Here is a 20,738-nt window from a genome sequence, read left to right on the forward strand (position 1 = left end):
CCGTTTCAGTGGCGGCGCACGGTCTCTTCGACCAGGTTCAGCACCGGTTCGAGATCGTCGGCGGGCAGGCCCATCGCCAGGTGGGAGACGAGCCCTTCCAGCACGAGCTCCAGGAACGCCGTCAGCACGTCGACGTCGACGTCGTCGCGCAGCTTCCCGGCGTCGCGCTGGCGGAGCAGGCGCTGGCGGGTCGCGGTGGTCAGCTGCTTCGACCGTTCGGCCCAGCGGCCGCGGAACTCGGGATCGGTCCGCAGCCGCCTGGACACCTCGAGCCGGGTGCCGAGCCAGTCGGCGGGGTGCTCGCTGCCGCCGGCGAGCAGGTCGCGCATCACCTGGACGAGACCCTGCGCGGCGACCACGTCGGCCATCTGCACGGCGTCGTCTTCGGCGAGCGCGAGGAAAAGGGACTCCTTGTCCCGGAAGTGGTGGAAGATCGCGCCACGGGAGAGGCCGGTGGCTTCCTCAAGACGCCGGACCGTGGCACCCTCGTACCCGTAGCGCGCGAAGCACACCCGCGAGCCGTCGAGGATCTGGCGCCGTCGTGCGTCGAGGTGATCCTGGCTGACCCGTGGCATCCTGTGATCCTGTCATCGGATACCGGGCCCACGCAATCCGTACGTACGTACTGTGATTTTCCCATGGGACTTTCCCGTGGGAAGGCGGCCCGGACGCCCCGGGCCGCCACCGGGTCAGGGGATCACGACCGCGACGTCGACCCCGTTCTGCTGCGCGAGCCGCTCCGCGCGGTTGTCCGCGGCCAGCCGCAGGCCGGTGGTGCGCGGCGGGATCCGGTCCATGCTCCAGCTCCCCATCAGCAGCGCGACCCGCGCCTGCATCTCGGTGCGCAGCCGCAGGAACGAGTCGGCGGGGTCGGCGCCGACCTCGCCGAGCAGCAGCCACCACGCCCAGGCCGCGGCACCCGCGTTCGCCACGAAGTCCGGGATCACCGGGATTTCGCGCGCGGACAGCGCGGCCTCGGCCGCGGGCGTCGTCGCCGCGTTCGCCGCCTCGATCACGACCTTCGCCGCGACCTCGGCCACGTTCCGCTCCGTGATCGCGTACGAGATGGCGGCGGGCACGAAGATGTCCGCGGCCGTCGAGACGATCGCTTCGCGCGGCAGGCGCGCCACGTGCCCGGGCACGCGCGACCGGTCGATCTCGCCGTAGGCGTCGCGCAGGTCCAGCAGCGCCGGGATGTCGAGGCCTTCGGGGTCGTGCAGGGTGCCCGCGGCGTCGGCGACCGCGACCACGCGGACCCCGGCCTCGTGCAGGTACCAGGCCGCGCCGCCGCCCATGGTGCCGATGCCCTGGATCGCGACCGTGGTGTCGGCGGCGGCCCGCTCCCACGCGGCGGAAACGCCGAGACAGGCCTGCGCGACGCCGTACCCGCCGATGACGTCACCGAGCAGCAGCCCGCCGGGGACCGGCGCGTTGAGCCCGGCCTGCACGCGGCGGAGGGTGCGGTCCGGGTCGGCCGCGCGGCTGATCGCGGCGTGGTAGGACTGTCCGAGACCCAGCTTCGCGAACACGTCGTCGATCAGGTGCTGCGGGACGCCGAGGTCCTCCGCGGTCACCCAGTGCGCGTCCAGCCACGGCCGCATCGCGGTGCAGAACCGCTCCAGCACCTCGAAGGCGCGCGGGTCCTTCGGGTCGAAGTCGATGCCGCCCTTGGCGCCGCCGACCGGCAGGTTGAAGGTGGCCGTCTTGTTGGCCATGCCGCGCGCCAGGTCCTCGACCTCGGTCACCGTGCAGCCCGCGCGCATCCGGGTGCCGCCGGTGGCCAGCGTGTTGACCAGCGTGTGCACCACGAGGTAGCCGCGGCACCCGGTGACCGGGTCGGTCCAGGTGAGCCGGAGCAGCGGTTCGGTGGCGGGGTCGGCCGCGACACCCTCGTCCGCGCCCGCACGCACGATCGTCGGCTGGTCCGAAGGGTTCTGCATCGTGGTCACTCGACCCACCTCCAAGCTTCGCTTCTCGACAACACTGCGTCGGTGTCCGTTCGCGGGCACGGCCGAGCACGCCGGGAGGGTTTCCGCGCAGGCGGAACCCACCGGCGAATGCGTCGGTGCGTGAGGCGAACGCCCCCGGTTCCCGGTGCGGGCGCTCCGCCCGTCCCGGTACCACCAGGGTGCGGCCGGGACCGCGCGCGCGTCCAGTTAAAGATCATGGACGGTTCCGTTTAGGGTTGGTGCATGGAGCTTTCGTTGCACCGCTTGCGGATGCTCCGCGAACTCGAACGCCGCGGGACGGTGACCGCGGCGGCGGCCGCGTTGCACTACACGGCCTCCGCCGTGTCGCAGCAGCTCGCGCAGCTGGAACGGGACGTGGGGGCGAAGTTGTTCGAGCGGCTGGGCAGGCGCGTCCAGCTCACCGAGCTCGGCGTGCTGCTGACCGAGCACGCCGAGCTGATCCTCGGTTCCGTCGAACGGGCGACGCTGGCGCTCGAAGAGGCGCAGGACACCGTGGCGGTCCGGCTGACCGCGGGGGTGTGGGCCTCGGTCGCCTCCGGCCTGCTGCCCACCGCGCTCACCTCGCTGCAGCAGTCGCATCCCGGGATCGTGGTGCGCACCAAGGAGCTCGCGCCGGAGGACACCGCCGACGCGGTGCGGGACGGGGCGCTCGACTTTTCCTTCGTCATCGACTATTCCGACGCGCCGATGCCGTGGGACGCCGGTCTCGAACGCGCCGTGATCGCGGTCGAGCGGCTGCACGCGGCGGTGCCGACGGGTTCGGTGCCGGGGGAGTCGGTCGCGCTGCTCGACCTCGCCGACCACCCGTGGATACTGGCCAGCCCGAAGAGCCATTTCGGGCGCGCGATCCGCAACGCCTGCCGCAGGCACGGTTTCGAGCCGAAGATCGACCACGAGGTCGGCGAGCAGCCGACCGCGATGGCGATGGTCGGCGCCGGGCTCGGGATCACCCTGGTGTCGGATCTGGGGCTGCTGCACCGCCCGCCCGGCGTGGACATCGTCGCGCTGAGCACACCGGTGATGCGGACCGTGTCGATCGCCTACCGCACCACCGCGCTGCGGCGCGCCTCGCTCCAGCTGGTGATCGAGGCGGTGCGGACGGCCGCCGCCGAACTGGGGCTGGGCACCGAGCAGACCTTGCCCTGACGCCGCGCACTGCCCTGACCGGGTGAGCCCGTCCGGGTGGCCCGTCCTGAACCGTGAGCACGCGGTCCTGCCCGGCGAGACGGCGTGCTGAAAATGTCGTACCCCGCGTGTAGCGTCCGAAGTCAACTGCTCCCACGTCATGGACAGGGCGGAGTGATGACAGCGATTCACGCGCTTTCCCCCCGTATCACCGATTCCGGGCACGCGATCACCTCATCCGAGATGGCGGAGGAGGTGATCTCCGACCGCGCCGCGGGTGAGGCCTACGTGGCCTCGGTGTGCTTCAAGCACGGGCCGCCTCGGCTGCTCGGCGTCGAACTGGAGTACACCGTCCACTACGCCGGAGATCCGCGAAGACCGCTCCTCGCCGAGGATCTCGCCCGTGCGCTCGGCCCGCACACCCCCCGCACGCTCCGCGCGGACAGCCCCGCGGAGCCGTTGCCAGCCGGTTCCCCGCTCAGTCTCGAGCCGGGATGCCAGGTGGAGATCTCGGCACTCCCGCAGCCCTCACTGCGCAGGCTCGCCGAAGTCGTCTCCGCCGATCTCGCCCATCTCCGCGATCTTCTCGCCCGCGCCGGGCTCGTCCTCGGCGAAACGGGTATCGACGCGCACCGCCCGCCGGTCAGGGTGCTCGAAACCGAGCGCTACGCGGCCATGGAACGGCGGTTCGGCCCGCTCGGCACCGGTGGCATCACCATGATGGCCAGCACGGCCGGGCTGCAGGTCTGCGTCGACACCGGCGAGGCGGCCGAAGCCGCCGCCCGCTGGGCCGCGGTGCACGCGCTGGGCCCGCCGCTGCTGGCGCTGTTCGCGAACTCGCGCCACCACGCCGGCCGGGACACCGGGCTCGCGTCCGCGCGCTGGGACGCGGTGATGCGCACCGAACGCGCGCGCACCTTCGCTGCGGCGCCGTCGGCGGACCCGGCCGAGGACTGGGCGCGCCGGATCATGGACACCCCGCTGATGGTGTTCCCCCGGCAGTCCGCCGCGTGGGACGCCCCGCCCGGCCTGACCTTCGCCGACTGGGTCGCCGGTGGCGGCGCAGAGCTGGGCAGGCCGACCAAGGCGGATCTGGCCTACCACCTGACGACGATGTTCACCCCGGTGCGCCCGCACGGCTACCTCGAGGTGCGCTACCTGGACGCGCAGCGCCCTGGCGACTGGCTGCACCCGGTCGCGCTGCTCACCGCGCTGCTCGCCGAACCGTCCACAGTGGATCAGGTTCGCGCGCTGTGCGAGCCGGTGGCACGGCGCTGGCGCCGCGCCGCCCGCGATGGCATGGCCCATCCCGGTATCGCCGCCGTCGCGCGGGCCGTGGCCGATCTCGGCTGCGCGGTGCTGCCGGGCACCGGCCTGCCCGAGGCGGAGATCGCCGAAATCACCGAGAACGTGCAAAAGCTCGCTGCGAAGAAGGGAGACCGGTCGTGACCGTCACGCCGGCCGAAGGGGCGAACCCGTTGCGGGAGATGCCCGTCCAGGACCTGCGCGCGCACGCGGCGGAAGCGCTCACGCGTGCCCGCGCCCGCTCGACCGCGCTGACCGACGCGGTGGACGACTCCGATCTCGTCCGCCAGCATTCGAAGCTGATGTCGCCGCTGGTGTGGGACCTCGCGCACATCGGCAGCCAGGAAGAGCTGTGGCTGGTGCGGGACGTCGGCGGGCGCACCCCGATCCGGCCCGATATCGATGAGCTGTACGACGCGTTCAAGCATGCCCGCGCGGACCGGCCCGGCCTGCCGCTGCTCGATCCCGCGCAGGCGCGGGCGTACGTGCGCGAAGTGCGCGCGAAGGCGTTCGACGTGCTGGAGACCGCACCGCTGGAAGGCCGCAGGCTGACCGAGTCGGCGTTCGCCTTCGGCATGATCACCCAGCACGAGCAGCAGCACGACGAGACCATGCTGGCCACCCACCAGCTGCGCAAGGGCGACCCGGTGCTGCGGGCCGAGCCGGCGCCGCCGCGCCGCGGCGGCCCGCTGCCGCCGGAGGTGTTCGTGCCGGGCGGACCGTTCGTGATGGGCACCTCGGCGGAACCGTGGGCGCTGGACAACGAGCGCCCGGCGCACGAGACCACTGTGGACGCGTTCTACCTCGACACCGCACCCGTGACCAACGGCGCCTTCACCGAGTTCCTCGACGCGGGCGGTTACACCGAACGCCGGTGGTGGAGCGAGGACGGCTGGTCCTACCTGCGCGAGCACGGGATCTCCGCGCCGCGGTTCTGGCACCGAGAACAGGACGCGTGGTGGCGCACCCGGTTCGGGGTCTACGAACGAGTGCCGTCGGACCAGCCGGTGGTGCACGTGTCCTACTACGAAGCCGAGGCGTACGCGGCGTGGGCCGGCCGGCGGCTGCCCACCGAGGCGGAATGGGAGAAGGCGGCACGGTTCGACCCGGAAACGGGGGAGTCACGCCGTTTTCCGTGGGGCAACGACGAACCGACGCCGTCGAGGGCCAATCTCGGGCAGCGGCACCTGAGCCCGGCGCCGGTGGGTGCTTACCCGGACGGGGTTTCCCCGGCCGGGGCGCACCAGCTGATCGGCGACGTGTGGGAGTGGACCAGCTCGGACTTCCACGGGTACCCCGGGTTTTCCGCTTTCCCGTACCGCGAATACTCCGAAGTGTTCTTCGGCCCGGGGTACAAGGTGCTGCGCGGCGGGTCGTTCGGCACCGACGCGGCGGCGATCAGGGGCACGTTCCGCAACTGGGACTACCCGATCCGGCGGCAGATCTTCGCCGGGTTCCGCTGCGCGCGGGACGTCTCGCCGGGTGAGATGGGCTGAGCCCGGTGTGCCGTCACCTGGCGTACCTCGGCGCGCCGCGCTCGCCCGCGGTGCCGTTGTTCGAAGCGCCGCATTCGCTGCTGGTCCAGTCCTACGCCCCGGCGGACATGCGCCGCGGCGGCACCGTCAATGCCGACGGGTTCGGGCTCGCGTGGTTCGACGCGCGTGCCGAACCCGTGCGGTACCGGCGGCCCAGTCCGTTGTGGACGGACGAGGCGCTGCCCGCGCTCGCCGGTTCGGTGGCCAGCGGCGCGTTCCTGGCCGCGGTGCGCTCGGGCACGCCCGGCATGCCGGTCACCGAGGCGGCGTGCGCGCCGTTCACCGACGGGCGCTGGCTGTTCAGCCACAACGGGGTGGTCCGCGGCTGGCCCGAATCGACGGTGGTGCTGGCGAAGGCGCTGCCCGTCACCGAACTGCTCACGCTGGAGGCGCCGACGGACTCGGCACTGGTGTGGGCGCTGCTTCGCGCGCGGCTGAACGACGGCGAGGAGCCCGCTCGCGCGGTCGCGGACCTCGTCCTCGACCTGGACGCCGCGGCACCCGGGTCGCGGCTCAACTTCCTGCTGACCGACGGCTCGGTGCTGATCGGGACGACGTGGACGCACGCGCTGTCCCTGCGGCGGGACGCCGACGGTGTCCTGCTCGCCTCCGAGCCGCTCGACGAAGGGCCCGGCTGGACGCCGGTGCCGGATCACCATCTCGTGGTCGCGACCGCGGAGTCGGCCGACCTGACCCCCCTCACTGAAGATCGGAGCGGTTGACCGCCATGGGCGAACCGGATCTCGACGTCCACTCGGATCCCGACGACGTGACCGCGGCACTGCGCGCGGACGTCCGCGAGGGACTCACCGCAGCGCGGAAGTGGCTGCCCCCCAAATGGTTCTACGACGCTCGCGGCAGTGCGCTGTTCGAGCAGATCACCGTACTGCCGGAGTACTACCCGACGCGGTCCGAGCGGGAGGTCCTCGACCGGGAGGCCGCCGAGATCGCCCGCGTCACCGGTGCCCGCACGCTCGTCGAACTGGGCTCCGGGTCGAGCGAGAAGACGCGGCTCCTGCTCGACGGGCTGCGGGCGCACGGGACGCTCGACGAGTTCGTCCCGCTGGACGTGTCGGAGTCGGCGCTGGCCGAGGCCGTCGCGGCGATCAGCGCGGACTACGAAGGGCTGTCCGTGCGCGGGGTCGTCGGCGACTTCACCCAGCACCTCGGCCTGCTGCCTGGCGAGCGGCCGCGGCTGGTGGCCTTCCTCGGCGGCACGATCGGCAACTTCCTGCCCGGCGAGCGGGCCAAGTTCCTGCGGTCGGTGCGCGACGTGCTCGACGAGGGGGAGTGGCTGCTGCTCGGCACCGATCTCGTCAAGGACGCGGTCACCCTCGAACGGGCCTACGACGACGCGGCCGGCGTGACCGGGGAGTTCAACCGCAACGTGCTGCGGGTGATCAACGCGCGGCTCGGCGCGGACTTCGACCCCGATCGCTTCGCGCACGAGTCCTACTGGGACGCCGGCGAATCGTGGATCGAGATGCGCCTGCGGGCGCGCGAGGACATGGTCGTGCGCATCCCCGGCGCCGGTATCGACGTGTCGTTCGAGGAGGGCGAGCACATCCGCACCGAGGTCTCGGCGAAGTTCCGGCCTGCCGGGATCGGCGCGGAGCTCGCCGACGCCGGGTTCTCGGTGGAGCGCTGGTGGACCGACGAGCGGAACCTCTTCGGGGTTTCGCTGTCCCGGTCCGCGCGGTGAGCGGGCGCGCGCGGCCTGAAAGGATGGGCGGATGCGCCGCAATCCGCTCACCCTGCTGGCCCGCGCGCTCGGGACCAGGCCATGGCTGATGGACCTCGCGCCTGGCATCGTCTGGGCGGACCATCGGCTCCACCGGCTGTCGAAGGGCAGGATCAGCCTGGTGGCGCTCGCGGGGCTGCCGTCCCTGCGGGTCACCACCACCGGCCGCAGGAGCGGGCTGCCGCGCAGCACCAACCTGCTCTACTTCCCCTACCTCGACGGGTTCGTGCTGACCGGCTCCAACTGGGGCCGGTCGGCCGACCCGGCGTGGAGCCACAACCTTCGCGCTCACCCGGATGCCGTAGTCGCCGTGCGGGGCAAGGAGATCGCGGTAGTGGCCGCCGAGCTCAAGGGCGAGGAGTACGACGCGATGTGGCAGCGGCTCCTGGAGTTCTGGCCCGGCTACGCGATGGAGCGCGCCGCCGCTGGACGTGAGTTGCCTGTCTTCGTGCTCACCAGGCGTTAGACACCGTTCGTCCGCTCCATCCGTTTGGCCGGTGCCGCCCGCTTCCCCGCATGGCAGGGTGAGAGACCGCTCACCCTGGGTGTCCAGGGTGTGTCCTGACGGGAGGACGAACGTGTCGAAGAAGATTTCGAGGACGCCAGTGCGAAGACTCGTACTGGCCGGTGCGCTCGCGATGGGGATGGCGGTGGCCGTGGCACCGGCCGCCGTCGCGAGCACGACCGCGGCAGTGCCCGCCGCGGCAGGGGCCGTCGCGCCGATCGCGTGGCACGCGTGCGCGCCGGGCACGGTGCCCGCGGGGCCGTACTCGTGCGCCACCTACCGCGTGCCGATCGACCACGACAACGCGGCGCTCGGCACCATCGACATCGCGTTGCTGAAGCGGGCGGCCGCGAAACCCGATCAGCGCATCGGCTCGCTGTTCCTCAACCCCGGCGGCCCCGGCGGCTCCGGGCTGCGGATGCCGGTGTCCGCGCCCGCCTTCTTCGACCAGCCGGTGCTCGACCGGTTCGACACGATCGGCTTCGATCCGCGCGGCGTCGGGGAGAGCAACCCGCTGCGCTGCTTCACCACCGCCGAGGACGCCGCCGAGGTGATCGCGGGCCAGCTCCCGATGCCGATCAGCAGGCCGGAGATGTCCGCCGCGATCGCGAGCTTCCGCGACTACGGGCGGTTCTGCAAGACCAACGGCGGCGCGCTGCTCGGCCACATGTCCACCAAGGACGTCGTGCGCGACCTCGACCTCCTGCGGGCCGCGGCCGGTGACGCGAAGCTCAACTTCGTCGGCTTCTCCTACGGGACGCTGATCGGCGCGACCTACGCGGCGATGTTCCCGAAGAACGCCCGCGCGCTCGTGATCGACGGCAACGTCGACCCGGCGCTGCGCACCTCGAACGGGGTGCAGTACGACCGGGAACGCGCGCAGGGCTTCGAAATCGCGCTCAAGGGCTTCCTCGAGAAGTGCAAGCAGGCCGGGGCGGCGTGCGCGTTCAGCGGGGGACAGCCGAAGCAGAAGTTCGACGAGATCCGCGCCGCGCTCCGCCAGGGGCCGGTGAACCTGCCGGGCGGCACGCTCGACATCGGCCGGTTCACCAGCGTCATGTCGAGTGCGCTCTACTCGCCGTCCGGGTTCAGCGGCATCGCCTCGGAGCTGCAGACCCTGTACACCGCGATCAAGACGCCCGTCGCGGCGCACGCGATGTCCGCGGCGAGCTTCTCCACGCTGCTGACGCCGACCAAGCTGGGCAAGTTCGACGCCCGCGGCGACAGCCCGTACCTGTCCGACGACTCCTACTACGCGGTGAACTGCTCGGACAAGAAGTTCCGCAACTCCATCGACGACCTGCCCGCGCTCGCGGCGAGCTGGGAGCGCGAGTCGCCGACGTTCGGGCGGCTCCAGGCGTTCACCGACCCGGCGGCGTGCCCGGCGTGGCCGGTGAAGAACGCGGACGTGTACCGCGGCCCGTGGCGGGCGAACACCGACAACCCGGTGCTCGTGGTCGGGAACTACTACGACCCCGCGACGCAGTACCGCTTCGCGCAGCGGATGGCCGACCAGCTCGGCTACTCGCGGCTGCTGTCGGTGGACGCGTTCGGGCACTGCATCCTCGGTGACTCGGCCGGTGTCGACGCCGCGACCGCGGACTACCTGATCAACCTCAAGGTGCCCGCCGCAGGCCAGGTGTTCGACCCGGACGTGCAGCCGTTCACCGCGGCGGTCAAGAAGGGCTGAGCGCAAGCCCCCTGGAGGCCGCCACGATGGCACTGGATGTCGTCATGGCGGCCTCCCGGGGACCTCCGATGTCGTCGCGCGCTGGACCGGGGCCGCCTTCGTCGCCGGGGCCGCTTTGCCGGTGGGCGCTCCTCAGCCGCCGGACAGGCACTCGTTGACACGGTGGTCGAGGGTGTTCCAGGGCCGGCTGGACAGCCACGGCTGCCGGTGACGTTCGGCCGCCGCCCGCAGCCACTGCCCGTACAGGTGGTTCATCCGCACCACCCCGTGCTGTTCGCGCGGGGTCAGTGCGAGGAAACGCGGGCCGCTCGGCCGGGTCGCCAGTGTCGTCCACAGCACGTGTTCCCCGGGCTCGACCACGTAGACCACGCGGCAATCCCGGTGCGCGTACTGGTGTACGAGGCTCGGCTCTATGCCTTCCCCTTCGATGATCGTGGAGCCGCCGAGCGCGCTGAGCCGGTCGAGTTCGGCGGCCAGCGTGGCTCGGAGCCGGGCCGTCGAGGCCAGCAACGCGTCCAGGAGTTCGGCTTCCGGCCGCAGCCAGCTGTGTTCGCGGCTCGCCGTGAGGTCATGGGTGCGCAGATCGTCGACGTGAATCACCTCGCCGATACCGTGCCTGGCGGCGAAGCGCTCCGCCACGGTCGTCTTGCCGACGCTGGAGCTGCCACCGATCGCGTATACCGTCATCGGGTCGATGATCTCTGGAAACGCCGAGCGGCCTCGGCTGGGCCGGTTAAGACGAGTGTATAATGTCCTATACAGCGCCGCTCGAGGAAACCGTTGCCGCGGCGGCGAAACGGCGAACGGCAGACTGTACCCCGCACGGATCGCGAGGGTTCAGTACCGGTTGAGCTTGGCTTCGGCGGTGAGCGCGGCGTCGAGTACCGCCGCCGGGACCTTGGTTCCCATGTGGTCCTTCGCGATCCGCCCGGCGCTCGGCAGGCTGTCCCGCTCGGGCCAGGTGCCGGGCTGCCACAGCCCGGCGCGCAGGAATGCCTTGGCGCAGTGCAGGAACAGCTCGGTCACCTCGACCACGACGGCGAGCTTCGGGCGCTTGCCCTGTACCGCCATCCGGTCGAAGAACGGGGCGTCCCGCGCGATCGTCGCGATCCCGTTCACCCGGAGCGTCTCGTTCATGCCGGGCACCATGAAGAGCAGTCCGACGCGGGGGTTTTCGAGGATGTTGCGCAGGCTGTCGGCGCGCCGGTTGCCGGGACGGTCCGGGATCGCCAGTGTCCGCTCGTCGAGGACCAGCACTCCGCCCGCGGGCTCGCCGCGCGGCGAGACGTCACAGGTGCCGTCCGCGGCCGCGGTCGCCAGCAGCAGGAACGGCGAGTGCTCGATGATCGTGCGCGCGTGCTCGTCGATGCGCGCGATGTCCTTGTCCCACAAGGCTTTTCCGGGTTCCTTCAGCACTTCGCGCAGTTCCTGCTCGGTGGTGACCGGCTGAATCCCATGGTGTTCCCCCATGACTGGCACGGTATTCGCCGCGCCCCGGTCCGTCCAGCCGGTCACGGTGAGTTCGCACACAGGACCGACGGTGAGGGTGTTCCTTTCCGGGATACCCCCGGTATGGTTCGCGGGTTGAACGAGACCGCCCGAGAACGGAAAGCGAGGTGAGCGGCACATGCCGGAAGACAGTCCTGAGACGACCGGGCGCGCCGTGGACCTCGCACGTTCCCCGCGCTGAACCAACGCGGTCCGGTCGTCCCTTTCTGTCTGGCTTTGTGTGCGCACGCCAGAGGGAGACCATCATGACCACCTTCGAAATGCTGCTGCGCGTGGGAACCGGCGTCGGGCTCGGTGCCCTCATCGGGTTCGAGCGCCAGTACCGCGCCAGGATGGCCGGTCTGCGGACCAACGCGCTCGTCGCCGTCGGCGCCACCCTGTTCGTCCTGCTTTCCGCCCACGGTTTCGGCGGGCTTTCCGGCAGCGGTGACGCCGACCCCACGCGGGTCGCCGCGCAGATCGTGTCCGGTATCGGGTTCCTCGGCGCCGGCGTGATCCTGCGCGACGGGCTCAACGTGCGCGGGCTGAACACCGCGGCGACCCTGTGGTGCTCCGCCGCCGTCGGGTCGCTCGCCGGGTCCGGGCTGTACGGCATCGCCGCGGCGGGCACCGTGGTCGTCGTCGGCGTCAACGTGGTGCTGCGCGCACTGGGCAGGGTGGTCGACCGCCGCCCCGACACCGGCGACGAGGAGCCGGCCACCTACACCTTCGAGGCCGTGACCTCGGGTTCCGCCGAGGCCCACGTCCGCGCGCTGCTCGTGCAGTCGCTGACCAGGACCGACTTCCGGCTGCTGTCCGTGCTGAGCACCGACGTGGCCGAGCGCGACGCCGTCGAGGTGCGTGCCGAGCTCGTCGGCGACCAGCGCGACGACGCGCAGATGGAGTCCGCGGTCAGCAGGCTCTCGCTGGAGCCGTCGGTGACCAGCGTCCGCTGGCGCGTCCACCAGGACGCCTGAACGGAAAAGAGCGCCCCGGCGCGGAAACCGCGTCGGGGCGCTCTTTTGTGGTGGGAGCGGGAAACTACGCGCTGGTCATCTTGCGCAGCACGTACTGCAGGATGCCGCCGTTGCGGTAGTAGTCGGCCTCACCGGGGGTGTCGATGCGGACGACCGCGTCGAACTCCACCTTCGTGCCGTCCTGCTTCGCCGCGGTGACGTGCACCGTGCGCGGGGTCTCACCGTCGTTCAGCTTGGTGATGCCCGCGATGTCGAAGGTCTCCGTGCCGTCGAGCCCGAGCGACGAGGCGGACTCGCCTTCGGGGAACTGCAGCGGGATGACGCCCATGCCGATCAGGTTCGACCGGTGGATCCGCTCGAACGACTCGGTGATCACCGCGCGGACGCCCAGCAGGCGGGTGCCCTTCGCGGCCCAGTCGCGCGACGACCCGGAGCCGTACTCCTTGCCGCCGAGCACCACCAGCGGCGTGCCCTGCGCGGCGTAGTTCTGCGCGGCGTCGTAGATGAACGACTGCGGGGCGCCCTCCTGCGTGAAGTCGCGGGTGTAGCCGCCCTGCACGTCGTCGAGGAGCTGGTTGCGCAGGCGGATGTTCGCGAACGTGCCGCGGATCATCACCTCGTGGTTGCCGCGGCGTGAGCCGTAGGAGTTGAAGTCCTTGCGCTCGATCCCGTGGTCCAGCAGGTACTTCCCGGCAGGGGAGTCGGCCTTGATCGCACCGGCGGGGGAGATGTGGTCGGTGGTGACCGAGTCGCCGAGGCGCGCCAGCACCCGCGCGCCCGAGATGTCCTCGACGGGCGCGGGCTCGGCCTGCATGCCGTCGAAGTACGGGGGCTTGCGGACGTAGGTGGACTCCGCATCCCAGTCGAAGGTCTTGCCCTCGGGGGTGGGCAGCGACTTCCACCGCTCGCCGCCGTCGAACACGTCGGCGTAGTCCTTGGTGAACATCTCCTGCGTGATCGAGGAGTCGATGGTGTCCTGGATTTCCTTGGCGGTGGGCCAAATGTCCTTCAGGAACACGGCGTTGCCGTCGGTGTCGGTCCCGAGGGGCTGCTCCGCGAAGTCGAAGTCCATCGTGCCCGCGAGCGCGTAGGCGATCACCAGCGGCGGCGACGCGAGGTAGTTCATCTTCACGTCGGGGTTGATGCGGCCTTCGAAGTTCCGGTTGCCCGAGAGCACCGAAACCGCGGTGAGGTCGTTCTCCTGAATCGCCGCGGAGATCTCGTCCGACAGCGGGCCCGAGTTGCCGATGCACGTGGTGCAGCCGTAGCCGACCAGGTGGTAGCCGAGCTTCTCGAGGTACGGCCAGAGACCGGCCTTGTTGTAGTAGTCGGTGACGACCTGCGAGCCCGGCGCCATGGACGTCTTCACCCACGGCTTGACCGAAAGGCCCTTGTCGACGGCGTTGCGCGCGAGCAGCGCGGCGCCGAGCATGACCGACGGGTTCGAGGTGTTGGTGCACGAGGTGATCGAGGCGATCACGACGGCGCCGTGGTCGAGCACGAACTCGCCGCGGTCGGAGGTCTGCACCGTCACCGGGTTCGTCGGGCGGCCGGAGGAGCCGTTCGCCGCGGACTGGACCTCGACGGCGTCCTCGTCCTTGAACGACAGCGAAGCCGGGTCGCTCGCCGGGAAGGTCTCCTCGACGGCCTCGTCGACCTTGGTGTGCGGCACTTCTTCGCCGCCGACGTAGTCGTGCACGGACTTGCGGAACGACGACTTCGCGTCGGTCAGCTCGATGCGGTCCTGCGGGCGCTTCGGGCCGGCGATCGACGGGACCACGGTGGACAGGTCCAGCTCGATGTACTCCGAGTACGCGGGCTCGTGCGCGGCATCCGAACCAGCAGAGTGCCAGAGGCCCTGCTCCTTGGCGTAGGTCTCGACGAGCGCGAGCTGCTCGGGGGAGCGGCCGGTGAGCTTGAGGTAGCGGATGGTCTCGTCGTCGATCGGGAAGATCGCGGCGGTGGAGCCGAACTCGGGGCTCATGTTGCCGATCGTGGCGCGGTTGGCCAGCGGCACCTGCGCGACGCCGTCGCCGTAGAACTCGACGAACTTCGAGACCACGCCGTGGCGGCGCAGCATCTCGGTGATGGTGAGCACGACGTCGGTCGCGGTGACCCCGGTCGGGATCTCGCCGGTGAGCTTGAAGCCGACGACGCGCGGGATGAGCATCGAGACCGGCTGGCCGAGCATGGCGGCTTCGGCCTCGATGCCGCCGACGCCCCAGCCCAGCACGCCGAGGCCGTTGACCATCGTGGTGTGCGAGTCGGTGCCGACGCAGGAGTCGGGGTAGGCCTGCACAGTGCCAGTGCCTCCGGCGCCGGCGGGCGTGGCACGCGACATCACCGTGCGGGCCAGGTGCTCGATGTTGACCTGGTGCACGATGCCGGTGCCCGGCGGGACGACCTTGAACTCGTCGAAGGCGCCCTGGCCCCAGCGCAGGAACTGGTAGCGCTCGCGGTTGCGCTCGTACTCGATCTCGACGTTGCGCTCGAACGCGTCGGCGCGGCCGAAGACGTCGATGATGACCGAGTGGTCGATGACCAGCTCGGCGGGCGCGAGCGGGTTGACCTTGTCCGGGTCGCCGCCGAGGTCGGTGACCGCCTCGCGCATGGTCGCGAGGTCGACGACGCACGGGACGCCGGTGAAGTCCTGCATGATCACCCGCGCCGGGGTGAACTGGATTTCGACCGACGGCTCGGCCTTCGGGTCCCATCCGCCGAGCGCGCGGATGTGGTCGGCGGTGATGTTCGCGCCGTCCTCGGTCCTGAGCAGGGCCTCGAGCAGGATCTTCAGGCTGTAGGGAAGGCGCTCGGCGCCCTCGACCTTGTTCAGGCGGAACACCTCGTAGGAGTTCTCGCCCACCTTCAGCGTGTCGCGCGCGCCGAAGCTGTCCTTGCTGGCAGGTGCAGTCACGTCAAACTCCAGTGGCATGGACGGCACCGGTTGCGGTGCGTCCCGGTCAGTTCGGTGTGGTCAAGGCGGTCGTTCGGGTGTCGTTCTACCGCCGGGTAGCGAGTCTTGCGCATCGGCGCCCGGCCCGCGGATCCGGGACGCGATCGCGACCCGGACAGGTCAAACAGTACGCTTGTCCTTTTTTCGGTTCAACCCCTGAGGGCGGGCGTGTCGCGCGCCACGGGTGGACTACCTGGGGTAACCCGGTTGTGGGAATTTGGTGCATACGGTGTGTATGTGTCCGGTGTGACGCCTGGTAAACGTGTGGCAAAAGTGGCACAGTCTGGTCCGATGTGGGCGTACGCCAGCACCGCGGTGACGCCATGCGGAACAAGGGAGGTGGAGGCCGTGCCCGGACGAGGTGAACCGCGCCGCGTCACCGCGCGCAGAGCGGCCGCCGTCGGGGCTTTCGTGCTGGCCGCGGCGCTGACCGTCACCGGTACCGGCGTCGCGGTCCCGCCACCGCCGCCGAACCCGAGCGACTCCGACCTCGGCGCCAGCCGTGCCGAGGCGAACGCGCGCGCCGGCGAGGTCGGCCAGCTCACCAACCAGCTCGCGCAGGCCGAGGGCCGCCTCGCGCAGCTGCAGGACTCCGTCGAGCTCAAGATGGAGCAGGCCAACAAGGCGATGGTGGACCTGCAGTCCGCGCAGGACGCCGCGGGCCAGGCGCGCAAGGACGCCGACGCCGCGCGCAAGGAGTCCGACGCCGCGGCGGGCGAGATCGAAGCCGCGCGCCTGAACCTCGACAAGTTCATCGCCGCGAGCTACCAGCAGGGCAGCACGATCGGGTCGATCTCGGCCTACCTGGACTCCACCAACCCGAAGGACATGCTCGCCAGGGCGCAGCTGCTCAACGCCGTCGGCGGCAGCAGGTTCAACGCGCTGCAGGGCATGCAGCGCGCGCAGACGGACAAGGCGAACAAGGACGCCTCCGCGCGCAAGGCACTCGACGTGGCGGAGCAGAAGCAGGCCGCGGCCGCGGCGGCGAAGGGCAACGCCGACGCCGCGCAGGACTCCGCGGTGCGCGCGCAGGACTCGCAGGCGGCGGAGAACACCAAGCTCGAAGCCGACAAGGCCGCTGTCGAGCAGCGGCTTTACGCGGCGCAGGCGAAGGCCGGTGGCCTGCAGGGGCAGCGCCAGCGCTACCAGGACTGGGTCGCGCAGAAGGCGCGGGAAGACGAGGAGCGCGCCCGCCAGGCCGCGCTGTCCGCGGGCAGTTCCCACGGCGACGGTAACGGCAACGGCGGTGGCGGCGACCCGGGCCCGCCGCCGCGGCGGGTGAACCGGCCGTCCGGCCCGGCGGGATCGAGTGTCGAAGCGGTCATCGCGCGGGCGATGGGCCAGCTCGGCCTGCCCTACGCGTGGGGTGGTGGCAACGGGAGCGGGCCGACCAGGGGCATCCGCGACGGCGGGGTCGCCGACCGCTACGGCGACTACCGCAAGATCGGGTTCGACTGCTCCGGGCTGATGATCTACGCGTTCGCGGGCGTGCGGTCGCTGCCGCACTACAGCGGTTACCAGTACACCTCGGGCACCAGGGTGCCGCTGTCGCAGATGCGCCGCGGCGACATGCTCTTCTACGGCGGCGGTGGCGGAATCCACCACGTCGCGCTGTACCTCGGCGGCGGCCAGATGATCGAGGCGCCGCAGTCGGGATCGGTGGTCAAGGTGTCGTCGGTGCGGTACGGCGGGATCATGCCGTACGCCACTCGCTTGATCGGGTGAGCTTCGCGGGTCTCGTACTCGCAGGCGGTGCCGCGAGCCGGCTGTCCGGAGTGGACAAGCCGATGCTCGAGATCGACGGGGAACCCTTGCTGCGCAAGGCGGTCCGCGCGCTCGGCGGTGCCGAGCGGGTGATCGTCGTCGGCCCGGAGCGGCCCGGTTTCGGCGACGTCGTGTGGACGAGCGAGGAACCACCCCGCGGCGGACCGGTGGCGGCGCTGGCGGCCGGTCTCGCGCTGGTTCGCGCGCAGACCGTGGTCGTGCTCGCGGGCGACATGGCGCGGGTTGAATCGTCCACAGTGGACAAGCTGCGCGCCGCGATCGGCGCCGGTGACGGCGCCCTGCTCGTCGACGCGGACGGGTACCGGCAGTGGCTCGCCGGGGCGTGGCGGACCGCGCGCCTGCGGGACGCGCTGGCCGCCGATCCGGCCGCGAAATCGTTGCGCGCGGTGCTGAACCGCCTCGATTTCGCCGAGATCCCGGACAGCGCGGGCGAGTCCGCCGACGTCGACACACCGGAGGACTACGACCGGTTCCGCTGAACGGGACCCTTCACAGCCGTCATACCGCCGATCGGGTTGGCTACGCCGTGCGCGCGGTTGTGCTGGGGGACTAGTACGGTCGCACCGCACCGTGATCAGCCAGCGAGGAGTCTTTTCATGAGCGAGTCCGGTTACGCGGAGGGGGCGACCGGAGGGCAGACCGGCACGCCGGCCCGTGACGCCCAGCTGCTCGAACGGACCGTGTTCGAGGTCAAGCGCATCATCGTCGGCCAGGACCGGCTCGTCGAGCGGATGCTCGTCGGCCTGCTCGCGAAGGGCCACCTGCTGCTGGAAGGGGTGCCGGGGGTCGCGAAGACCCTCGCGGTCGAGACGTTCGCCCGTGTGGTCGGCGGTTCGTTCTCCCGCGTGCAGTTCACCCCCGACCTGGTGCCGGCGGACATCCTCGGCACCCGCATCTACCGCCAGGCCAACGAGCAGTTCGACGTCGAGCTCGGCCCGGTGGTGGCGAACTTCGTGCTGGCGGACGAGATCAACCGCGCGCCGGCGAAGGTGCAGTCCGCGATGCTCGAGGTGATGGCGGAGCGGCACGTGTCCATCGGCGGCAAGACGTTCCCGATGCCGGACCCGTTCCTCGTGCTCGCCACCCAGAACCCGATCGAGAACGAAGGCGTCTACCCGCTCCCCGAGGCCCAGCGCGACCGGTTCCTGTTCAAGATCGTCGTCGAGTACCCGACGGCGGAGGAGGAGCGCGAGATCGTCTACCGGATGGGCGTGCAGCCGCCGGAGCCGCACGAGGTGCTCAGCCCGGGTGAGCTGGTCCGGCTCCAGGGCGTCGCGTCGCAGGTGTTCGTGCACCACGCGCTCGTCGACTACGTAGTGCGGGTGGTGCTGGCCACCCGCACCCCGAACGAGCACGGCCTTGCCGACGTGGCGGGCTGGGTGTCCTACGGCGCTTCGCCGCGCGCGAGCCTCGGCATCATCGCCGCCGCCCGTGCGCTGGCGCTCGTCCGCGGCCGTGACTACGTGCTGCCGCAGGACGTCGTCGACGTGGTGCCCGACGTGCTGCGCCACCGGCTCGTGCTGTCCTACGACGCGCTCGCCGACGGCGTGCCGCTCGACCACATCATCACCAGGGTCCTGCAGACCGTTCCGCTGCCACAGGTCTCGGCCCGGCCGCAGGGCGGCCCGGGCCAGCAGGTCCCGGCGGGTGTGCCGGGCAGGTAGGGCCACCGAGTGACGAACGCCGAAGAAGCCGCCGGGGGCCGTCCGGCCTGGGCGCCGCCGGTACTGCGGGGCGAACGGCTCGAGGCCGGGCTCCGCACGCTCGAACTGGAGGTCCGCCGCAGGCTCGACGGCCTGTTGCAGGGCAACCACCTCGGCCTGGTGCCGGGCCCCGGCTCGGAGCCGGGGGAGGCCAGGCCGTACCAGCCGGGTGATGACGTGCGCCGGATGGACTGGGCCGTCACCGCGCGCACCACCGTGCCGCACATCAGGGAGACGGTGGCCGATCGCGAGCTGGAGACCTGGCTCGTCGCCGACCTCTCCGCGAGCCTCGACTTCGGCACCGCGCTGTGCGAGAAGCGCGATCTCGTGGTGTGCGCGGCGGCCGCGATCGCGCATCTCACCGGTGGCGGCGGCAACCGCCTCGGCGCGCTCGTCACCACCGGCGGGGAGACCGCGCGGGTACCTGCCCGCGGCGGGCTCGCGCACGCCCGCGGACTCGTCCGGAAGATCGCGCAGACGCCGAGGGCGGCCGAGGGGACCCGAGGGGATCTCGGCGCCGCCATCGAGCAGCTGCGGAGGCCGCCGCGGCGGCGCGGGCTCGCGGTGGTCATTTCGGACTTCCTCGGCGACCCGGAGTGGCAGCGGCCGCTGCGCGCGCTTTCGGCGCGGCACGACCTGATCGCGGTCGAGGTCGTCGACCCGCGCGACGTCGAACTCCCCGACGTCGGCACCGTGGTGCTGGCCGACCCGGAGACGGGGCGGCAGCGGGAGGTGCACGCGTCTCCGTTGCTGCGCAAGGAGTTCGCGGCCGCCGCGCGGGCGCACCGCGACGAGGTTGCCGCCGGGATCAGGCGGGTCGGCGCCGCCCATCTGGTGCTGCGCACCGATTCGGACTGGATCGCGGACACCGTGCGGTTCGTGGTGGCGCGCAAGAAGCGGTGGTCGGGGGCGGTTTCATGAGTCTCAGCGGATTCGCTTCGCCGTGGTGGTTCCTGCTGCTGCTGGCGGTCGCCGCGGTGGTGGTCGGCTACGTGCTCGCGCAGCGCGCGCGCCGTCGCCGCACGCTGCGGTTCAGCAATCTCGAACTGCTCGAAAAGGTGGCCCCGAAGTCGCAGGGCTGGGTGCGGCACGTGCCCGCCGCGCTGATCACGGTGTCGCTGCTGCTGCTCACCGTGGCGCTCGCGGGGCCGACCGCGGAGCAGCGGGTGCCGCGCAACCGCGCGACGGTGATGCTGGTGATCGACGTGTCGCTGTCGATGGAGGCGACCGACGTGGCGCCGAACCGGCTGAAGGCGGCGCAGGAGGCGGCGAAGTCGTTCGCGCAGGGGCTCACCCCCGGCGTCAACCTCGGCCTGATCTCGTTCGCGGGCACGGCGACCGTGCTGGTGGCGCCGACCACGGAACGGCAGAACGTGGTCAAGTCGATCGAGAACCTCAAGCTCGCGCAGTCGACCGCGACCGGCGAGGGGATCTACGCGGCGCTGCAGTCGATCGAAGGGTTCTCCTCGGTCGTCGGCGGCGCGGAAGGCCCGCCTCCCGCGCGGATCGTGCTGATGAGCGACGGGAAGCAGACGGTCCCCGACGACGAGTACGCGCCGCGCGGGTCGTACACCGCGGCGCAGGCGGCCAAGAAGGCGAACGTCCCGATTTCGAGCATCTCGTTCGGCACCTCGCACGGCTCGGTGGAGATCGAGGGCAAGGAACAGCCGGTCGAGGTCTCCGATGACACGTTGCAAGAGGTCGCGAGACTTTCCGGCGGCGAGTTCTACAAGGCCGCGTCGGCGGAAGAGCTGAAAAAGGTCTACGGCGATCTCGGGGAGCAGATCGGGTACGAGCTCAAGGACGCCGACGCGAGCAAGCCGTGGATCGTGCTGGGCACGCTGGTGCTGATGATCGCGGCCGGGTCTTCGCTCTTCTTCGGCCAGCGCCTGCCCTGACGCCGTATCGCAGGAGCTTTCCGTTCGCTGACACCGGATTTCACGATGCTTTCAGTGCCGCCG

18 protein-coding genes are annotated in these 20,738 nt (G+C 71.1%); 13 read left to right on the plus strand and 5 right to left on the minus strand.

The window, feature by feature from the left end:
• Positions 1 to 5: 5 nt before the first annotated feature.
• Both ABD256_RS30880 and ABD256_RS30885 read right to left on the minus strand, forming a co-directional pair.
• Positions 6 to 575 carry a TetR/AcrR family transcriptional regulator gene (locus ABD256_RS30880; RefSeq protein WP_344426898.1) on the minus strand — a complete coding sequence of 190 codons (570 nt, stop codon included), beginning with the start codon at positions 573 to 575 and terminating at the stop codon, positions 6 to 8.
• Positions 576 to 689: 114 nt separating this feature from the next.
• The gene (locus ABD256_RS30885) at positions 690 to 1,949 is read right to left on the minus strand and encodes a Glu/Leu/Phe/Val dehydrogenase dimerization domain-containing protein (protein ID WP_425546547.1); all 1,260 of its coding nucleotides are present in this window, start codon (positions 1,947 to 1,949) and stop codon (positions 690 to 692) included.
• A gap of 243 nt (positions 1,950 to 2,192) precedes the next feature.
• On the opposite strand from ABD256_RS30885, the gene ABD256_RS30890 reads away from it, so the two are divergent.
• The 7 genes from ABD256_RS30890 (at position 2,193) to ABD256_RS30920 (ending at position 9,871) form a co-directional block, all read left to right on the plus strand.
• A complete protein-coding gene (locus ABD256_RS30890; RefSeq protein WP_344426901.1) occupies positions 2,193 to 3,116 on the plus strand; it encodes a LysR family transcriptional regulator in 924 nt (307 codons plus the stop codon).
• Positions 3,117 to 3,272: 156 nt separating this feature from the next.
• A complete protein-coding gene (locus ABD256_RS30895) occupies positions 3,273 to 4,544 on the plus strand; it encodes a glutamate-cysteine ligase family protein (protein WP_425546548.1) in 1,272 nt (423 codons plus the stop codon).
• A 38-nt stretch (positions 4,545 to 4,582) separates the two neighbouring features.
• On the plus strand, positions 4,583 to 5,896 hold the full coding sequence (gene egtB / locus ABD256_RS30900) for an ergothioneine biosynthesis protein EgtB (RefSeq protein ID WP_344427034.1): 1,314 nt from the start codon (positions 4,583 to 4,585) through the stop codon (positions 5,894 to 5,896).
• Between the two features lie 5 nt (positions 5,897 to 5,901).
• Positions 5,902 to 6,657, plus strand: a complete 756-nt coding sequence (gene egtC, locus ABD256_RS30905; protein ID WP_344426903.1) for an ergothioneine biosynthesis protein EgtC — start codon at positions 5,902 to 5,904, stop codon at positions 6,655 to 6,657.
• A 5-nt stretch (positions 6,658 to 6,662) separates the two neighbouring features.
• Entirely contained in the window at positions 6,663 to 7,637 is a 975-nt protein-coding gene (gene egtD / locus ABD256_RS30910) for an L-histidine N(alpha)-methyltransferase (RefSeq protein WP_344426906.1), read from the plus strand.
• An 88-nt stretch (positions 7,638 to 7,725) separates the two neighbouring features.
• Positions 7,726 to 8,142 carry a nitroreductase family deazaflavin-dependent oxidoreductase gene (locus ABD256_RS30915; protein WP_425546551.1) on the plus strand — a complete coding sequence of 139 codons (417 nt, stop codon included), beginning with the start codon at positions 7,726 to 7,728 and terminating at the stop codon, positions 8,140 to 8,142.
• Between the two features lie 139 nt (positions 8,143 to 8,281).
• The gene (locus ABD256_RS30920) at positions 8,282 to 9,871 is read left to right on the plus strand and encodes an alpha/beta hydrolase (protein WP_425546549.1); all 1,590 of its coding nucleotides are present in this window, start codon (positions 8,282 to 8,284) and stop codon (positions 9,869 to 9,871) included.
• A 132-nt stretch (positions 9,872 to 10,003) separates the two neighbouring features.
• Here ABD256_RS30920 and ABD256_RS30925 read toward each other — a convergent pair whose 3' ends face one another.
• Both ABD256_RS30925 and ABD256_RS30930 read right to left on the minus strand, forming a co-directional pair.
• The gene (locus ABD256_RS30925) at positions 10,004 to 10,558 is read right to left on the minus strand and encodes a hypothetical protein (RefSeq protein WP_344426912.1); all 555 of its coding nucleotides are present in this window, start codon (positions 10,556 to 10,558) and stop codon (positions 10,004 to 10,006) included.
• 150 nt (positions 10,559 to 10,708) lie between these two features.
• Positions 10,709 to 11,341, minus strand: a complete 633-nt coding sequence (locus tag ABD256_RS30930) for a pyridoxamine 5'-phosphate oxidase family protein (RefSeq protein ID WP_344426915.1) — start codon at positions 11,339 to 11,341, stop codon at positions 10,709 to 10,711.
• A gap of 284 nt (positions 11,342 to 11,625) precedes the next feature.
• On the opposite strand from ABD256_RS30930, the gene ABD256_RS30935 reads away from it, so the two are divergent.
• The gene (locus tag ABD256_RS30935; protein WP_344426918.1) at positions 11,626 to 12,336 is read left to right on the plus strand and encodes an MgtC/SapB family protein; all 711 of its coding nucleotides are present in this window, start codon (positions 11,626 to 11,628) and stop codon (positions 12,334 to 12,336) included.
• A 64-nt stretch (positions 12,337 to 12,400) separates the two neighbouring features.
• Here ABD256_RS30935 and ABD256_RS30940 read toward each other — a convergent pair whose 3' ends face one another.
• The gene (locus ABD256_RS30940) at positions 12,401 to 15,250 is read right to left on the minus strand and encodes an aconitate hydratase (RefSeq protein ID WP_344426921.1); all 2,850 of its coding nucleotides are present in this window, start codon (positions 15,248 to 15,250) and stop codon (positions 12,401 to 12,403) included.
• A 378-nt stretch (positions 15,251 to 15,628) separates the two neighbouring features.
• Between ABD256_RS30940 and ABD256_RS30945 the strand changes: the two genes are divergently transcribed.
• From ABD256_RS30945 to ABD256_RS30965, 5 genes are all read left to right on the plus strand, one after another.
• Positions 15,629 to 17,014 (plus strand): NlpC/P60 family protein, encoded by a 1,386-nt coding sequence (locus tag ABD256_RS30945; RefSeq protein WP_425546552.1) that lies wholly within the window; start codon positions 15,629 to 15,631, stop codon positions 17,012 to 17,014.
• The gene (gene mobA, locus ABD256_RS30950; RefSeq protein WP_344426924.1) at positions 17,011 to 17,553 is read left to right on the plus strand and encodes a molybdenum cofactor guanylyltransferase; all 543 of its coding nucleotides are present in this window, start codon (positions 17,011 to 17,013) and stop codon (positions 17,551 to 17,553) included. Before ABD256_RS30945 ends, mobA begins: the two co-directional genes overlap by 4 nt.
• Before the next feature lie 117 nt (positions 17,554 to 17,670).
• Complete coding sequence (locus ABD256_RS30955; protein ID WP_344426927.1) at positions 17,671 to 18,738, plus strand: AAA family ATPase; 1,068 nt, start codon at positions 17,671 to 17,673, stop codon at positions 18,736 to 18,738.
• A gap of 9 nt (positions 18,739 to 18,747) precedes the next feature.
• Positions 18,748 to 19,698, plus strand: coding sequence for a DUF58 domain-containing protein (locus ABD256_RS30960; RefSeq protein ID WP_344426930.1), 951 nt, complete (start codon positions 18,748 to 18,750; stop codon positions 19,696 to 19,698).
• On the plus strand, positions 19,695 to 20,675 hold the full coding sequence (locus ABD256_RS30965) for a VWA domain-containing protein (protein WP_344426933.1): 981 nt from the start codon (positions 19,695 to 19,697) through the stop codon (positions 20,673 to 20,675). Before ABD256_RS30960 ends, ABD256_RS30965 begins: the two co-directional genes overlap by 4 nt.
• Positions 20,676 to 20,738 lie beyond the last annotated feature (63 nt).

The sequence above is a fragment of the Amycolatopsis minnesotensis genome, from assembly GCF_039529815.1.
GTDB lineage: Bacteria > Actinomycetota > Actinomycetes > Mycobacteriales > Pseudonocardiaceae > Amycolatopsis > Amycolatopsis minnesotensis.

Coding starts and splice junctions, on each gene's coding strand:
- ABD256_RS30955 (WP_344426927.1), top strand. CDS start 17,671: ATGAGCGAGTCCGGTTACGCGGAGGGGGCGACCGGAGGGCAGACCGGC.
- egtD (WP_344426906.1), top strand. CDS start 6,663: ATGGGCGAACCGGATCTCGACGTCCACTCGGATCCCGACGACGTGACC.
- ABD256_RS30930 (WP_344426915.1), bottom strand. CDS start 11,341: ATGGGGGAACACCATGGGATTCAGCCGGTCACCACCGAGCAGGAACTG.
- ABD256_RS30965 (WP_344426933.1), top strand. CDS start 19,695: ATGAGTCTCAGCGGATTCGCTTCGCCGTGGTGGTTCCTGCTGCTGCTG.
- ABD256_RS30935 (WP_344426918.1), top strand. CDS start 11,626: ATGACCACCTTCGAAATGCTGCTGCGCGTGGGAACCGGCGTCGGGCTC.
- ABD256_RS30925 (WP_344426912.1), bottom strand. CDS start 10,558: ATGACGGTATACGCGATCGGTGGCAGCTCCAGCGTCGGCAAGACGACC.
- egtB (WP_344427034.1), top strand. CDS start 4,583: ATGCCCGTCCAGGACCTGCGCGCGCACGCGGCGGAAGCGCTCACGCGT.
- ABD256_RS30915 (WP_425546551.1), top strand. CDS start 7,726: ATGGACCTCGCGCCTGGCATCGTCTGGGCGGACCATCGGCTCCACCGG.
- ABD256_RS30890 (WP_344426901.1), top strand. CDS start 2,193: ATGGAGCTTTCGTTGCACCGCTTGCGGATGCTCCGCGAACTCGAACGC.
- ABD256_RS30880 (WP_344426898.1), bottom strand. CDS start 575: ATGCCACGGGTCAGCCAGGATCACCTCGACGCACGACGGCGCCAGATC.
- ABD256_RS30895 (WP_425546548.1), top strand. CDS start 3,273: ATGACAGCGATTCACGCGCTTTCCCCCCGTATCACCGATTCCGGGCAC.